Annotated in this window: 13 protein-coding genes and 1 pseudogene; 1 reads left to right on the top strand and 13 read right to left on the bottom strand. The window is 61.4% G+C overall.

Annotated elements, in window-relative coordinates; genetic code table 11:
* Positions 1-6 precede the first annotated feature (6 nt).
* The 13 genes and pseudogenes from MESCI_RS10305 to MESCI_RS10245 form a co-directional block, all read right to left on the bottom strand.
* Positions 7-939 (bottom strand): ABC transporter permease, encoded by a 933-nt coding sequence (locus MESCI_RS10305; RefSeq protein WP_013529890.1) that lies wholly within the window; start codon positions 937-939, stop codon positions 7-9.
* Entirely contained in the window at positions 932-2,008 is a 1,077-nt protein-coding gene (locus MESCI_RS10300; protein ID WP_013529889.1) for an ABC transporter permease, read from the bottom strand. The genes MESCI_RS10305 and MESCI_RS10300 overlap by 8 nt, the downstream gene beginning before the upstream one ends.
* Positions 2,005-3,528 carry an ABC transporter ATP-binding protein gene (locus tag MESCI_RS10295; RefSeq protein WP_013529888.1) on the bottom strand — a complete coding sequence of 508 codons (1,524 nt, stop codon included), beginning with the start codon at positions 3,526-3,528 and terminating at the stop codon, positions 2,005-2,007. The genes MESCI_RS10300 and MESCI_RS10295 overlap by 4 nt, the downstream gene beginning before the upstream one ends.
* A gap of 32 nt (positions 3,529-3,560) precedes the next feature.
* On the bottom strand, positions 3,561-4,580 hold the full coding sequence (locus MESCI_RS10290) for a BMP family protein (protein WP_013529887.1): 1,020 nt from the start codon (positions 4,578-4,580) through the stop codon (positions 3,561-3,563).
* A 379-nt stretch (positions 4,581-4,959) separates the two neighbouring features.
* A pseudogene (locus MESCI_RS10285) lies at positions 4,960-5,154 on the bottom strand (aromatic ring-hydroxylating dioxygenase subunit alpha); the annotation flags it as partial.
* 305 nt (positions 5,155-5,459) lie between these two features.
* Entirely contained in the window at positions 5,460-6,251 is a 792-nt protein-coding gene (locus MESCI_RS10280; protein ID WP_013529886.1) for a helix-turn-helix domain-containing protein, read from the bottom strand.
* A 462-nt stretch (positions 6,252-6,713) separates the two neighbouring features.
* The gene (locus MESCI_RS10275; RefSeq protein ID WP_013529885.1) at positions 6,714-7,901 is read right to left on the bottom strand and encodes a porin; all 1,188 of its coding nucleotides are present in this window, start codon (positions 7,899-7,901) and stop codon (positions 6,714-6,716) included.
* A 319-nt stretch (positions 7,902-8,220) separates the two neighbouring features.
* Positions 8,221-9,495: a serine hydroxymethyltransferase gene (gene glyA / locus MESCI_RS10270; protein WP_013529884.1), complete on the bottom strand. Its 1,275-nt coding sequence runs from the start codon at positions 9,493-9,495 to the stop codon at positions 8,221-8,223.
* 78 nt (positions 9,496-9,573) lie between these two features.
* Positions 9,574-10,533 (bottom strand): 2-hydroxyacid dehydrogenase, encoded by a 960-nt coding sequence (locus MESCI_RS10265; RefSeq protein ID WP_013529883.1) that lies wholly within the window; start codon positions 10,531-10,533, stop codon positions 9,574-9,576.
* A 13-nt stretch (positions 10,534-10,546) separates the two neighbouring features.
* Positions 10,547-11,752: an aminotransferase class V-fold PLP-dependent enzyme gene (locus MESCI_RS10260; RefSeq protein WP_013529882.1), complete on the bottom strand. Its 1,206-nt coding sequence runs from the start codon at positions 11,750-11,752 to the stop codon at positions 10,547-10,549.
* 55 nt (positions 11,753-11,807) lie between these two features.
* Positions 11,808-12,674, bottom strand: coding sequence for a formyltetrahydrofolate deformylase (purU, locus tag MESCI_RS10255; protein ID WP_013529881.1), 867 nt, complete (start codon positions 12,672-12,674; stop codon positions 11,808-11,810).
* A complete protein-coding gene (locus tag MESCI_RS10250; RefSeq protein ID WP_013529880.1) occupies positions 12,671-13,564 on the bottom strand; it encodes a methylenetetrahydrofolate reductase in 894 nt (297 codons plus the stop codon). Before MESCI_RS10250 ends, purU begins: the two co-directional genes overlap by 4 nt.
* 143 nt (positions 13,565-13,707) lie before the next feature.
* A complete protein-coding gene (locus MESCI_RS10245) occupies positions 13,708-14,964 on the bottom strand; it encodes an aminomethyl transferase family protein (protein ID WP_013529879.1) in 1,257 nt (418 codons plus the stop codon).
* Positions 14,965-15,662: 698 nt separating this feature from the next.
* On the opposite strand from MESCI_RS10245, the gene MESCI_RS10240 reads away from it, so the two are divergent.
* Positions 15,663-16,310 (top strand): response regulator transcription factor, encoded by a 648-nt coding sequence (locus MESCI_RS10240; RefSeq protein ID WP_013529878.1) that lies wholly within the window; start codon positions 15,663-15,665, stop codon positions 16,308-16,310.
* The last annotated feature ends 81 nt before the right edge of the window (positions 16,311-16,391 follow it).

The raw sequence follows: 16,391 nt of genomic DNA, 5'->3' as shown, positions 1-16,391 counted from the left end.
CAGGGTCTATTCCCTGTTGTAGGGAATGCCGAGCGCCACTGGCTGATGGGTGCGCGACCGCAAGCCCGCAAGCAGCACAAGTGACGCCACATAGGGCAAGACGAGGAACAGCTGGTGGGGGACAGGAATCCCCACCACTTGCGCATGGATGCCCAACGCCTCCAGAAACGCGAAGATGAAGATCGCTCCAACGATCCGGAACGGCATCCAGTTGCCGGCGATGATCGCGACCACGACCAGCCAGCCGCGGCCGGCAATGAGATCGGGAACGAACTTGTCCGAATAGCCAAGCATCAGGAAGGCGCCGCCGAAGCCGGACATCATGCTGCCGAACATGATCGCGAGGCACTGCCTGAGGCCGACGTGCAGGCCCTTGACGTCAAGCGCCTTCGGATTTTCGCCGACACAGCGCACCTCAAGGCCGTATTTCGTTCGGTAGAGAAAGAACCAGACGAGGATGGGCACCAGGAAGCTGACATAGGTCAGCAGGCGTTGGGAAAACAGCACCGGTCCCAGGATTGGAATATCCGACAGATAGGGGATCGGAACCTGGTCGAAGCCGATGAAGGTCGGCGCCTCGCGACCGCCAATATAGGCCTGGAACCAGAACAGCGTCACGCCCGATGCCAGGAGATTAAGGGCAAGGCCGGCTACGAATTGCTCGGCCTTCAAAACAATCGTGACGAACGACATGATCAGGCTGCTCGCGGCGCAGGCCAGGATGGCTATCGCCAGAGCCAGCCAAGGCGATCCGGTTGTCGAGGCAACCATGTAGGCGACAATGGCGCCAATCAGCATGGTGCCTTCGACAGCGATGTTCCAGATGCCCGCGCGCTGCGTGACAAGTTCGCCCATTGCCGAAAAAAGCAATGGCGTGGCAATGCGGACCATCGCCGCCAGGAGGCTTATCAGAAGCGGGCCCTGCAGCAGCTCAAGCATGGACTTCCCTCCTCACGATCTGAAGGCGCGTTGCGACGGCGGCACTGAGAAAGAACAAAAGCACCAGCCCTTCCATCGCCGACACCAGGCCTGCCGGCGTGCCACTCTTCAGCCGCATGTAGATCGTGCCGCTTTCCAGCGCGCCGAAGAACAGGGCGGCGATCATCACGCCGCTCGGGCGCAGTCCTCCCACCATGGCAACGACGATCCCCGAACTGCCGATGCCAAGCAGCGTCTCGGCACGCAGCCGGTGCGAGACACCGAAAAGCTCGCCGGCGCCAGCCAGTCCCGCCAGGGCCCCCGACATCAGCATGACGGTCAGCAGAAGCCGGCGCACATTGGTGCCGCGAAACGTCAGCGCGGTCGGGTTTGAGCCGAACGCGCGGATTTCGTAGCCCAGCGACGTCTTGTCGAGCAGCACCGCTGCGAATGCCGAGGCGGCGAGAGCGAACAGGAAGCCGACATGCAGCTTTCCCGCCCCAACAGCCAAGAGGATCGGCCACTCCAGACTTGGATCGATGGGCGGCGACTGGTGATAGGATACGGTCACGCCTGTCGCCATCCAGGGGCCGCCATCGAGAAGGTAGGCGAGCAGGTACATGACGACGTAATTCAGCATCACCGTCGAAATGATCTCGCTGGTGCCGAACCTGGTTTTCAGTGCGCCGGCCAACAGGCCGAGCACGCCGCCGCCCGCCATTCCGGCCAGCGCGAGTGTGCAGACGGCCAGCCAGCCTGGCAATGGCGCTATCCAGAAACTCACCCAATAGGCGGCCATCGCGCCGGCGAACACCTGCCCCTCCTGGCCGATGTTCCAGATCTTGGCCCTGAATGCGAACACCGTGCCCAGCCCGACAAGCAACAGCGGGGTCGCCTTCGCCAGCGAACCGAGCAATGCGCCTTGGCTGCCGAATGCGCCGACGATCAGGGCCGTGAAGGCCCTTGCAGGATCGCCGCCGGAAAGCCTCAGCAAAACAGCGGAAGCCAGGAGAGCACCTGATATCGCCGCCGAATAGCAGACGACGTTCCATCCCAGGCTGCTGCCCGAGCGTCGTTGAAATGAAATCATTGAATTCCCTGCGTAAGCTGGCTGGCATCGCCTGCCATCATCATTCCAAGTTCGAGGAGGCTGGTCTCCTCGGGTCGCACGATGCCCATGATCCGGCCCTTGAACATGACCGCTATGCGATCGCAAAGGCGCAGCAGGTCTTCGAGTTCCTCTGAGGCCAGGAGGATCGCAAAGCCCGCGGCCCGCTTTTCCAGGATTTTCTCGTAGACGAATTCGGAGGCCGCAACGTCGAGCCCTCGCGTCGGCTGGTTGGCCAGCAACAGCCGCCGCGCATGCTGGAACTCGCGGGCAAGAATGACACGCTGCGCGTTGCCCCCCGACAGTCGCTCCACCGGGAGGTCCGCCGAGGCGGTCGCGACCTTGTATTCGTCGATCTTGCGCCTCGCCAACTCAGCCAGTTTGCGGCGATCGAGGAACGGACCACGACAATATTCCGGCGATCGCTGCCAGCCGAGGACAAGGTTTTCGGCGGTTCCGAACTCCGGGATCAACCCTTCGAGGAAACGATCGTCCGGAATGAAACCCACGCCGCTGTCGAGAATCTGGCGAGACGTCGGCGCGGTGACCGGGCTTCCTTCCAGCGAGAAACCGCCCGATTGAAGCGCGCGGACTCCCATCAGTACCTCGAACAGTTCCTTCTGGCCGTTGCCGGCAACGCCAGCCAGCCCGAGAACCTCGTTGGCGGCGACGGTAAACGTCACGTCCTTGAGGACATCCTCGCCCCATTCGCCAACCGCCGACACCTTTTCGACCGAGAGGATTTCTCCCGCCGGCGTGACGGAATTGTCCCTGACGTTTTTCGTCACCTTGTGCCCGACCATGAGGGCGGTAATCGCCTCGGCTGTCGTATTGGCGGTGTCCACCGTAGCGACGACCTTGCCTTTGCGCAGGATGGTGACCCTGTCGGATTGCATCACCTCGCGCAGCTTGTGACTGATCAGGACAATCGACAATCCACGCTTGCGCATCCCATCAAGGATGACGAAGAGCTGGTCGGATTGCTGCGGCGTCAGGACCGCCGTCGGTTCGTCCAGGATCAGCAGCTCGGCACCGAAATAGAGTGCTTTGAGGATTTCCACCCATTGCTGTTCACCGACCGACAATTGCCAGATTTCGCGATCGAGGTCGATGTCGATGCCGCAGTCCCTGCAGAGGCCGAGAACCCTGCGGCGGGCATCGGCCTTCCTCAGCAGCAACCCGACATCGGCACTGCCGACGATGATGTTTTCGAGCACGGTGAAGTTCGACACCAGCACGAAATGCTGGTGAACCATGCCGATGCCTAACCGCAAGGCATCGGCGGGAGAGCTCAATTCCACCACCTCGCCCTTGAAGCGTATCTCGCCGCTATCGGCTTTGTAGTAGCCGTAGAGGCAGGACGACAGCGTCGACTTGCCTGCCCCGTTTTCACCGAAAAGGCAGTGGATCTCACCCTTGCGGATATCGAGATTAACCCCGTCATTGGCAATGACGCTGCCAAATCGCTTGGTAAGGTTCTGAACGTTCAGCAGGTCTTCCATTGGGTCGCACCGGGCTGCCTGGTTGATGTGTCTTACTTCACCTCGGCGGTGTTGAGCGGAACGACAAACTTGCCGGAAAGAATCTCCTGCCGCTTGGCAGATATTTCGCCCTTCACCGCCTGCGGGATCTTGCCGTCGAAATCATGATAGGGTGCGATGTCGGTGCCGCCTTCGGCCATCGAAAACCATTTCGGTTCGGCGTTGCCATTGAATTGCGCACCGGCCTTGTGTTTCAGCCATTCGCCGATGATCCAGTTGAGATCGGGCTTCCAGCTGATGATGGCGCTGGACGCAATGGCGTCGGGCGCGACCTTGCTCTGGTCGTTGATGTTGGCGAAGCACATGATCTTGTGCTCCTGGCAGGGCTTGAAATTGTCGGTCAGCATGAAAACGACGTCGGCGCCGGCCGCGATCTGCACATTGGCATGCTCAGCCGCCAGCGCATTGTCGGACCACGAGCCGATGAACGAAAGCCGATGCTGGATGTCCGGCCTGATCGACTTTGCACCCTCGAAGAACGCATTGATCTGGTCGTTGACGTCATTGGCTGGAAAGGTGCCGACGATGCCAACCATGCCTGTCTTGGTGGTATGGCCAGCCAGCATCCCAAGCAGGTAGGAAGGCTCATGCAGCCGCTTGTAGATCCAGTATTGATTTGGCCCGGCTGGGTGATTGCCGGAGCCGGTGACAACAAACATCAGGTCGGGGAACTCGACACTCAGCTTCTGGACCTGGTCCGAATAGGTGCCATGGCCCCAGATGATGTCGTATTCACCACTCTCTGCGTAGAAACGCATGGCGTTCTCAGCATCGTCTCCGTACAGCGGATCGGTATGTTCCCATGCAATCTCCAGCCCCTCGGGCCTTTCCTGTTTCAGTTGCTCAAGCGCGTCGAGCAGTGTCCGGTCCCAGCCGACGTCAGGCAGGTCCTGCAGGATAACAGCCAGTTTCAGCGTCTTTGGGACATCCGCGAATGAGCGTACAAGCCCCGACAGAAGCAGGGCGCCCGCCGTGCCCAGGATTGCCGTGCGTCGCGTAATGGTATTCGTCATCGCTTGATCCTCTCATTCCAGTCCGAGAACTGTCCAATGCCGCCCTGTCGTCATCCGGATGTTCTTGTCTTTTCCGGTTGCCTACTTGGAGGCGGCGATCGCCTGGACAACGTCCCCATGGCGTTGTTGGCAGCCGGTCTTCCGGCTTAGGTCCGAAACTTCCACGGCGAAGGTCGGCTAACAATGGCTGCGATTTCTTTCGCGCATATCCACAATTAATCATGTCCGAAAATGCGCCCATGACTAGAGCATAGTGCCGAAAAGTGTGAAGCGGTTTTCACGGACAAACGGAAACCGTTTGTCCAGACATCATGCTCTATCTCTTTGATCTAGAGGCGGATTCCGATTTCAGGTCGATTCGACCTGAAATAATCCGGCTCTAGTGTGCGCCGATACCGTTGCCGGCCACGACGCCATAACGCAGGCCCCTTTCGCGCAGCCAGCGGCGGTAGGCGGCCGACGCGGCGTCGGCGCGGATCGGCACCTCGGAACGGGAATCCAGCGGCAGCCTCTTCGGAACCTGATTCTCCAGGATCGGCTTGTCCTGACCCAGGATGGTCTGATGAAATCGCCTCCTCGACACAGGCGACGACATGCCAGTCGTTGAGCGCAACGGGATCGAGATGAGAGAAATTGCTCATGGTGCTGTCCAGCCTGGAATGTCTGTTGTCGGTGAACGGATCTGGCCAAGGCGCGACCGGCAACCAGGTTGCAAGACATCGGTCCGTTGCCTGACGCCGGATCAACCCTGATTGCCCGACAATTCATTTGTGCCTGGAAAACCGCCATGTCCGCTCTTGAGGAAAGCATATCGCCAGTTCACCCGCCCGGTTCTGGAGGCAATGCTTGCCTCGTCACCCGGAGGCACGTGGGCAACCATCAGGCGTTGCGCTTCTGCTCTCGGAGTTCGGTCGGTGAACAGTCGAACGCCAGCTTGACCTGCCGCGAGAAATGATAGGGGTTCTTGTAGCCGACCTGGTAGGCGATCTCGCTGATCGACAGTCCTGTCCGCTGCAGCAGATGCGTGCCGTAATCGAGGCGGCAACGCCACAGATATTTGGCCGGCGTCATGCCGAGATGTTTCTTGAACGCCGAGACCAGATATTGCGGGCTGACGCGCACCTGCTGCGCCACCCGCTCGATCGACAGATCGGCGGCAAAGTTCTCTTCGAGGAAACGGCGTGCCTGCAGGATCGTCTGCGGGATCGGCCGCTCCGCCTCGATCACCTCGGCCTCGTAGATGAAGGCGTGGAGCAAGGCGTTGGTCAGCGACTCGCGAACACCACTGCGGCCGCCACGCTCGCCGAGGCCAAGATCAACACCCAACTGCATGAGGGTGTGGACCATCGGCGAGGCGACGATGAACGGCGCGAACTTCTCGCGCTCCTTGTACAGCCACGCCGCGTTCTGCGGCCGGCCATCGCACCAGCTGACATGGGTCAGCGTTTCCGGCGCCACCGACGTCATGTAGCGATCACGCGTGAGCGACAGAGCACATTGTCCTGCCTCCAGTTGCAGGACGCTGTCATCCGCCTCGAGCGTCAGGGATCCGACGTGGACAAGCATGAAGGCCAGATAGTCGCCACCGATCGGCCCGTAGTCGCCGCCATTCTCATAGGTTAGTTCGCCGAAGGTGTTCTCGCGGCTAAGGTCGATCGGTGGCAGGCGCATATCGGCTTCCCCCTGTCAGACTGCCGGTGCCATGCAAATGAAGTCGATCCGCGTTCCGGCTGCGTCTCCAATTGTCGAAGCTATGGCCTCGTGACGCAAGATACCGCCAATCAACCTGCTCATGGCGGCAGACCGATGCTTCCACGCGCACAGGCCCAGGCTAGCCGAGGCGATCCGCCAGGCGATCTCCAGAGAGGCCGCCCTTGAACGCTCGCTGGTCAACGGCTTGTCGAGATCGACGTCGAGCCGCGCTGGCCAGTCGTCGTCACTCGGGTGGGATCACACTGGTGGACATAGCCGAAATGAAGGGCGCCTTGGTCAAAGGCGCCCTTCGCATCGGCGGCGCGCTTCGGTCCTGGAGGTACGGACTCAAGCATTTTGAGAGGAGCCACCCGATGAGCTCACTGGGCCGGCTTGCCCAGCGAGCATTCGTATATTTCGGCGAAGTGCTACAACAATCCGCTAGAAATCGCGCTGGAAGCGGAGGAGGCCGCCGACACTATTCTCTTTCGTAGCGCCGACCCAGTTACGGTTGTCAATCTGGCCAAACTTGCCATCGTGGTTATAGTCAACTTCGGCCGTGACCGTGAAGCCGGGGACGACATCGTAGGCAACGTTTGCCGCGACACCGTAATTCTTGTCATCGTCAGCGGAAACCTGGAGATTGAACGAGGTCTTCTCGTTGAACTTGTAGGTGCCGCCTCCCCAGACTGCCCAGTTGCCGCCCCACTGCTTATAGAAGTTGCGGTCGATGTTCTTGTCGGTGCCGTAGCCGGCCATCAAGAACAGAGACAGAGCGCTCGAAGCGTTCACGTCCAAGCGAACCTTGCCGGCATATTCTTCGAAGGTGCTGTCATAAGCAGCGACGCCCGTGATCGCGCCCCAGCCCTGCGTGTACTTCACGCCGCCGACGACATGCGGGACATAGCTGTCGATCGTGTCGTAACCCGAACTGATGTACGCGAAAGGCGGGACGCCGGTCGGGCCAGCGCTGCCGCTACCTTCTTCGAGGGAAACCACGCCCGACAAACCGTTGCCGAGGTCGAAGTAGTACTGGACGACGTTGCTGTCGAAGCCGCCATAGGGGACGATCGTGTCGTTGATGACGTTGCCGGCGTAACCGATGAAGGTGTCGAAGGCCGGGTCGTCCTTACCGACGCGCAGACCACCGATCTGGATCCAGGCGAAGTTCAGCGTAATGCCCGTGTTGCGGGCCTGCCAGTTGTTGCGGCTGTCGTTGGTCGTGGCCTGGTTGGCATAGTCGCCGAAGCTGTTGCCGAAGTTGAAGCGGGTCTCGGTGTAGGTCTTCAACGTGCCGAGTTCGGTTTCCTGGCCGGTCCAGGTCTTCAGGTTGAAGCGGGCATTCTTCCAGTAGGTCGAGTGGTCGCCTTCGCCCATGCTGTCAGGAACGTGATTGACGCCATCGAACGAACCGGCATCACCCACGCCGACGTCGTAGCGGACATAGCCGCCGATGCGCAGGCAGGTTTCGGTGCCGGGGATGTAGAAGTAACCAGCGCCGTAGACGTCGCAGATCTTGACGTATTCAGCGGGTTCCGGCTCGGCGACAACGACGGCGTCGGCGGCGCGCGCACCGGAAACTGCGATCAGAGCCGCAGCTGAGCCGAAAAGAAGGCTCTTGATGTTCATTTTCCTCTCCATTCAAAAGATCAAAAAAAGCCAGGGTATCTTTCGAGGCTGGCAACCCGCTCCCCGGAAAACGCCGCACCCATGGATCCAAGCTCCTCCTGCCGTCCGCAGCCGAAGGCGCCACTTCCGTCAATCGACGGAAATTGCTTGCAAAATGGCTCGGACGACAAACTTGGCGGTGGATGTATGCGGTGATTTCGCGATGACGTTAGGACAGGCGCAACTCGTCACGAATGGCGCTGCTACGCAAAACCATATCTGTGGCTAATGCCCTGTCCGCGGCAGCCATGTATCTGCCTGTGGCGCGCTCCCCGGACGGTCAACCGGGTCTGGGCTCGTAGATCGGGAATGCCTCGCAAAGCTCCTCGACCGACCGCCGAGCCGCCTTCTCCTGTTCGGCGCCCCATTGCGTTCCGACCGCATCCAGCACGTCGGCTATGAGATTGCCGACACGGGCAAACTCGCCCTCGCCGAAACCGCGCGTGGTGGCGGCCGGTGTGCCCAGCCGTATACCGGAGGTGACGGCAGGCGGCGCCGGATCGAAAGGAATGCCGTTCTTGTTGCAGGTCAGCCCTGCCCTGCCCAACGCCTCCTCCGCGTCCTTGCCGGACAGGCCCTTGCCGCGCAGGTCGACCAGCAGCAGATGCGTATCGGTTCCGCCGGAGACAATGTCGAATCCGCGCTCGCCAAGCGTCGCGGCCAGCTTTCTGGCATTCGCCACCATCTGCCGGGCATAGGTCTTGAACCCGTCCTCCAAGGCTTCACCCAGGGCAACGGCCTTGGCAGCAATGACATGCATCAGCGGGCCTCCCTGCAGGCCAGGGAACACCGCCGAATTCAGCTTCTTGGCGATGTCCTGGTTGTTGGTCAGGATCATACCGCCGCGCGGGCCGCGCAGCGTCTTGTGCGTCGTGGTGGTGACGATATCGGCGACCTCGACCGGGTTGGGATGCACGCCGCCGGCGACCAGGCCGGCGAAATGCGCCATGTCGACCATCATCAGCGCGCCGACGGCATCGGCGATCGCCCGGATGCGCTTGAAGTCGATGATGCGCGGATAGGCCGATCCACCCGCGATAATCAGCTTTGGCCGTGTTTCCCGCGCCTTGGCCTCCAGCTCCTCATAGTCGATAAGGCAGTCGCTCTGGCGCACGCCGTATTGCACGGCGTTGAACCATTTTCCCGACAGTGTCGGCCGGGCACCGTGCGTCAGATGCCCGCCGGCGGCGAGCGACAGACCCATGAAGGTGTCGCCCGGCTTCAGCATGGCGAGCATCACCGCGCCGTTGGCCTGGGCGCCGGAATGCGGCTGCACATTGGCGTGCGCCGCGCCAAACAGCCGGCAGGCCCTGTCGATGGCAGCCGCTTCGGCCAGATCGACATATTGGCAGCCGCCGTAGTAGCGGTGCCCCGGATAGCCCTCGGCATATTTGTTGGTCATCACCGAGCCTTGTGCCTCCAGCACAGCCGGCGAAACGATATTTTCGGATGCGATCAGCTCGATTTCGGACCGCTGCCGGCCCATCTCGCGTGCAATCGCATCGGCGACCACCGCATCCTGGAGCTTGAGGTTCCTCTGGAAAAAGCCGGTCATTCTGCTCGTCTCCTGGCGGCAAAAGGCGGACACGGTTTTCGGCGTCGCCATGCCTGGTGTTGGAACTGAAACGGGGAGCTAGTTCACTGCGTCAGGCGGGGTGCGGCCTTCGAAGAAGGCCGACAGATTGTCGATCACCCGCATGCCCATTGCGATGCGCGTTTCGCTGGTGGCGCTACCCAGATGGGGCAGCAGCACGACATCTTCACGCTCCGTCAAGGCGCGCGGCACAGACGGCTCCGTCTCGAACACGTCGAGCCCGGCACCAGTAATCCGACGCTCACGCAGCGCCTGGACCAGTGCGTCCTCATCCACCACATCGCCACGCGCGGTGTTGATCAGGAAGGCTGATTTCTTCATGCGGGCAAGACGGCGTTCGTTGATGAGGCAGGTGTTTTCGCCACCGCCCGGACAATGCAGCGACACGAAATCCGAGGCCGCCAGCACCTCGTCCACAGTCGCCAGCTGCCGCGCCGGCATGCCGGGATGGGGAACCGGCTGGCTGTCGAAGAAGACGACCTCCATGCCGAAGCCGAAGTGACAGCGCCTGGCCATGGCCTGGCCGATCCTTCCCATGCCGATGATGCCGACGGTCTTGCCGCTGACCTGGGTGCCGCAGAGATGCGTCGGCCGCCAGCCGGTCCATTTGCCGGAGCGCAGCTCGCGCTCGCCCTCTCCGGCACGGCGCGCGCACATCAAAAGCAGCGTCATGGCGAGATCGGCGGTGGCATCGGTCAACACGGCGGGCGTGTTGGTGACGATCAGCCCTGCTGCGCTGGCAGCGGCAATGTCGATGTGGTTGAAGCCGACACCGAAATTGCCAAGTATTCTTGCCCTGACCCCGCCTGCAAAGAGATCCGCGCCAAGCCGGTCGGTTACGGTCGGCAGCACGGCATCGGCAAGCAGCAGGGCCTGGCGAAGCTCTTGTTGCTCATAGGGCCGATCGGCTTCATTCAGCGTGACATCGAAATGGTCGCCAAGGCGCTGTTCGACCTCATGCGGCCAGCGCCGGGTAACGATTACCTTCGGTTTGCTCATGGCTACGATCCTCTCAAGCCGCGCGTTCGTGCCGCGGCTGCAGGGTCCGGCCAATCTCGGCGCGGTACCATTCCTGCGCAGCGGCAACACCGGAGCCGGCCTCGATTCGGGCTCCGGCGTCGCGTAACGACATTTCCGCCGAGGCCAGGGCGGCGAGGCACATGACCTCGTTGAGGTCGCCGAGATGGCCGATGCGGAACACGCGGCCAGCCACCTTGCTGAGGCCCGCGCCGAAGGATGTGCGATATCTGGAATATCCGTTGGCGATGACCTGTCTGGCATCGACGTCCTCGGAGACGACGATCGCCGAAACCGTATCCGACCACCATTTTTCCTCGTTGGCGCAGAGCTTTAGTCCCCACGCATGCACGCCGCGGCGCACACCTTCGGCGAGCCGGTGGTGCCGGGCAAAAATCTGCTCCAGTCCCTCGGCAAAGATAAGGTCGAGGCTGGCTCTCAGGCCAAGCAGCAACTGCGTTGGCGGCGTATAGGGGAAGAAGCCGGTCTTGGACGAAGCCTGCATATCCTCGAAGCTGAAATAGCAACGTTCCATGTGCGACTGCTTGTGCGCTTCCAGACCCTTGGCGCTCACCGCCAGGATGCCGAGACCGGCAGGCAGCATCAGCCCTTTCTGCGAACCGGTGATGGCGAGGTCGACGCCCCATTCGTCCATCCGGAAATCGATTGAGCCGATCGAGCTTACGCCGTCGACGAACAGCAGCGCGTCGTGAGCCGTTTCGTCGAGTGCGGCACGCACGCCGGCAATGTCGGACGTGACGCCGGTCGCGGTCTCGTTATGGGTGGCGAACACCGCCTTGATCTCGTGACCCTTGTCGTCGCCTAGCCGTTGCCGATAGGCGTCGAGCGGAACACCCTCGCCCCATTCGACGTCGACACAGTCGACCTTCAACCCAAGCCGCTCGGCCATGTCGACCCAAAGATGCGAGAACTGGCCGAAGCGCGACATCAGCACCCGGTCGCCGCGGTTGAGCGTGTTGGAGATTGCCGCTTCCCAGGCGCCGGTGCCTGAGCCCGGAAAGATGAAGACGCTGCCGGTTTCGGTCTTGAAGATCTGCTTCAGGTCGCGAAACAAGGGCAGCACCAGTTCCGGAAAATCCGGTGCGCGCATATCCTGCATCGGCACGTTCATGGCCCGCCGCACAGCGTCGGGAATGTTGGTCGGACCAGGGATAAAGAGATGCGCCGTTCCATTTTTCATGATCTGGTTCTCCTGTTGATATGAGCATCGCCACACACGGGTCGGTGTTGCCGCCTTACGCGAACACAACCGTTTTTCGTCCGTTGATCATCACGCGGGCTTCGAGGTGCCGTTTGATGGCACGCGCCAGAACGCGGCTTTCGATGTCACGGCCGGCCGCGATAAAATCCTCGACGCTCATGGAATGCGTTACCCGCTCGGTTTCCTGCTCGATGATCGGCCCCTCGTCGAGTTGAGCGGTCACATAGTGAGCCGTGGCGCCGATCAGCTTCACTCCGTGCTCGAAAGCCTGGTGATACGGCCGCGCGCCCTTGAAGCTTGGCAGGAACGAATGGTGGATGTTGATGACCTTGCCGAACAGGCGCCCCGCGAGGTCGTCGGAATACACTTGCATGTAGCGAGCCAGGACGACGAGGTCGGCGCCGACGTCCTCGATCACCGCCAGTATCCGGCCTTCCTGTTCCTGCTTGTTCTCCTTCGAGATGGGCAAGACGTGGTAGGGAATGCCAGCCCATGCCGCAGTTTCGCGGCTGTCTTCGTGGTTGGAGATGATCGCTGCGACCTCGGCTTCGAGCCAGCCAACACGGATCTGGTAGATGAGGTGAAGCAATGCATGGTCAAACTTCGAGACCATGATGACGATTTTCGGCCGACGGCTCCGCTCAAGCAGGCGGCTGCTCAGGCCGAAGCGATCCACCACAGGCGCAAGTCCCTTGGTGATGGCATCGGCAGACACCCAGGCGGGCGCCGAAAAGGCAATGCGCATGAAGAAACGGTTCGAGGCCCTGTCCCAATGCTGGCTGCTTTCAGCAATGTTCGTGCCAAGGTTGGCGAGTTCGGTCGTCACTGCCGCTACGATCCCGGCCTGGTCTTCGCAGGACAGCGTCAGAATGAACGACAGTCGAAGCGCTGCACAATTCATCGTTCGTTGACCCGCGGCCAGCACGCCTCGCGATAATCGGCGAACCAGGCAAGCGTCTTTTCCCATCCGCCGAATGGGAAGAAATGGAGGTGTAGTGGCGCGGTCGGCGCCGGGTAGCTTGCCGCCATGGTTTGTAAGATCTCGGCTGGGTTCCGGTCGGCCACGATGTTGAAGAGGCCGCTGGCGGAACGCCGCAGCGCCGCGATCGAAGGGCCGACACCGCACATCATGGCGAACCGGATGAGTTTGGTAAGGCTGGTCACACCGGCCAGACCAACATGAACCGGCAGCCCGGGATGCGCCGTATGCAGACTGCTCGCCCAGGCGGCGATCATGTCGCCATCGAAGGCGAATTGCGATACGACCCTGGCTTCCAGCGACCGCTCGGCACAGATGTCGAGCTTGCGCCGCAATGCGTCCGTCAGCACGGCTTCGACGATGCTTGGATGCCCTTCCGGATAGCCGGCAACGAAGGCGGTTCGTATCGCACTGTCTTTGACCACGGGATGGGCGAGCAACTGGGTTGCCTCTCCCAACGGCCCCGGAAAGAGAGCCGGATTGCCGCCAAGAAAGAGCGCTTCGCTTATCCCGTTTCGACTGTGGGCGGTGACAAGATCGACATAGTCCTGCTCCGAATTGAAGTTCCGCGCGCCCAGATGTGGCACCGGCACAAAGCCCAACTCCTTGATCCGGCGCGCTGCTTCGATTTGCAAAGCCTCGGGCTTGCCGGGAAGGTGAGTAAGAAAGACGCGCGAGCCAAGCGGGAAGCAGTCGGCTGGTGGCGCAAAGGTGCGTGCCTGCGCCGGTGCCAGTTCGATCGACACCTCCGCGTCGAACACAAATGTAGCCGAACCTCGCGTCTGGATAAGCTCTTGGCGCATGTCGTTCATGATCTTTCCAGGTCTCTCCCGACCAGCTTCACGATTTCGCGGCACCGTAGGCCGCGGCAATGGGAGCCGGGCAGACCAGCTGCCCGGCTTGTCGTCACGGGAGGATGCAACGACAGGACTCTCAGTTCTGAAACAGCGTTTCGCTACCCGTTGGCGGCGCGTTTGAGCGACAGGAACGGCAGCCCCACGACACGCGCCCTGACATCGGCCGCCACGCCATCCTTGTTCCACTTCAGCGTGAGCTCGGTGCCGGTCTCGGCGGCCTCACGCCGCAGATGGCCGAAGCCGATCATCCTGCCGGTCGAAGGTGACCAGGCGACGCTGCTGGCGTGCCCAACTTCCTTGCCGCCGCGAAAGGCTTTCAGCGGATACCACTGCACGCGCCGCAGATTTCCGGGCGCATTGCTCTCAAGCCCCTTGCCGTCGAGGGCTTGCGACCAGTCGATGTCGAGCCCGACGAGCTGGCGATGGTCACCCGTGTTCGACATGCGCTGCAGCGCCGCCTTGCCGATGAAATCGGCCTTGCGAAAGTCGACCAGCCGGCCCAGGCCGAGGTCGAAGGGCGACGCACGATACTTTCCAGCTGCCTGAATGCTGGCGCCGCCATGGTCTGGGCCGGCACTTGTATAGTCGTAGCCAACGATCAGCAGCCCGGCTTCGAGACGTGCTATGTCGAGCGCCCAGGCGCCGGCAGGAAGGATGCCAAAAGGCTTGCCTGCCGCCTCGACCGCGTCCCACACGGCGGCGCCGTCATCCGCCTTGACCCACAATTCATAGCCATGCTCGCCGGTAAAACCCTGGCGCAGGATCTCGACCCGTCTGCCGGCAATTGTGACGATGGCCAAGCGAGAGAACGGCAATTCCTGCACGGACTGGGTGACAGCCTCCAGCACTTCGCGGGAACGCGGTCCCTGCAAGGTGAGGATGCCGTAGCTATCGGATATGTCGGTGACACGGACGTCGAGGCCTTCGGCATGCTGCTTCCACCAGGAAAGGCCGGGATCGGCGGAAACGCGGAAGGTGGTTTCATCCATGCGGAAAACCAGACCGTCGCCGACGACATGGCCGTTCTCGTCGCACCACGGTGCATAGTAGATCTGGCCGACCTGCAGCTTCTTGATGTCGCGCGGGATGAGCGCATCCATCATCCTCTCGGCATCCGGACCGGCAATGACATATTTCGACAGTGGTGACATGTCGCCCATGGCCACCCTGTTGCGGATAGCCGCCAGTTCCTCGACCATATCGGAGTAGCAATCGACGACCATGTTCCTGTCCCAGCGCATCCAGAGTGCGTTCTGGTTCAGTGGCGCCGTCCGTTCGACGAAGGGCGTGCCGCGAAAGGCGACATGGGCATCTGCCACCACGCTCAGGCCGGACGTGAATTTGATGTCGTTCATTCCAGGTCTCCTCCCAGTCGCAAGGCACTTTGCTGCGACATTCGACGACAACGGGTGGGGAACAGCGCACCTCGCGCCATGGAAACGAAACCATCCAAGCGCAGACTGCAGGGACGGCTTCCTGCGAGCAGCAACCCGCTCAGTCAGATGTCTCTTGCCTCATCCGTATCTTGGGTGAGACTTTCACTTCGCAGCGTTTTTCGGAATGCCCCCGGTTGCCGACGGCATACCCGCAGTTCAACCTGAATATTTGAAGCCGCCGTCGGATTGCTTTCGCTGTCAGCCTTCACCGGCAAATGCTCGCTTGCGGTCGATCAGGTAACGCCGTCGCACCGCACAAGCTCGGCCCGTTCAGCCGTAGCATCGAAGCCTGAATTGGCAGCTCGACGCGTGGGGGAAAGGCGGTAGCGCGCTGGCGCTACCAAATTTCTCACCCAGGAGTGCGGTGAGACGTCCGGCGATTTCGACTTCGATTCCGCGGATCATCGTGCGATCGAATGCTGGCATTTCAACCAAGTCCAGCATCGCCTCCGCAGAATCGTCAGCCGGCCTGCTACGCTGCGAGGGCGCCCGCCGGTCCGTCGTAGATTATAGCAATATGTATATTAGCTATTCCTTGACAATCGATGTGGGCTCTGGTTTCCTGATTTTACGGGTATTTAACCAAGTTCGTTGCGTTTTTTACGGACGGTGTTCGCATGTCAACAGTGGTTGTCGCGGACCCGCGGGGGGTATATCTCGCCGGTCTGGAATGGGTGTTGCAGAAGGCTGGACACGATGTTGTCGCCCAGTGTCGCCGCCCTGTGGACGTTCTCGCTCATGTGGAGCGCCATCAGCCTGATATGGTCATCGTAGGCGTGGATCTCGCGGATCAGCAGACATCAGGTCTTTCCTCACGGCTGAAGGCCGGCAACAGCGCTCTCGGCATCATCTTCATCGTGCAGCCAACCGGCAGGCTCGATGTCAGGGAAATACAGACGCTCGACGTCGATGGCCTGTTTCTGGACGGCATCAGCCACCGCTTTCTCATCGAATGCGTGAATGCGGTGGCGGCGGGCAAGAAGTGGATCGACAACAAGATCGTCCAGCAGCTGCTGATGCCCGGTTCGCAGCCGCAGCCAATGTCCCGGCTGACCGGGCGGGAGACCGAAATCGCCGATCTCGTCTCGCGCGGGCTGCGCAACAAGACCATCGCGCAGCGGCTGCATTTATCCGAAGGCACGGTGAAGATGCACCTGCATCACGTCTACGAGAAGTTGCACCTAGGCGGCCGGGCGGAACTGGCCTGGATGACGCACGGCAAAGCCGCCGAGCGTCCGGGAATGGGCCGAACCGGCCTGCTCTGAACACTCTCCACTCGCACCGACATTGTACGCACGGCAACGGCCGCAGAGCCGTCTGACGGCATCTGGCGCGTGCCTGCGCGA

This window comes from Mesorhizobium ciceri biovar biserrulae WSM1271 (assembly GCF_000185905.1).
GTDB lineage: Bacteria > Pseudomonadota > Alphaproteobacteria > Rhizobiales > Rhizobiaceae > Mesorhizobium > Mesorhizobium ciceri.
The sequence above is the reverse complement of the archived record's forward strand: the minus strand, read 5'-3'. Positions and strand labels throughout refer to the sequence as shown.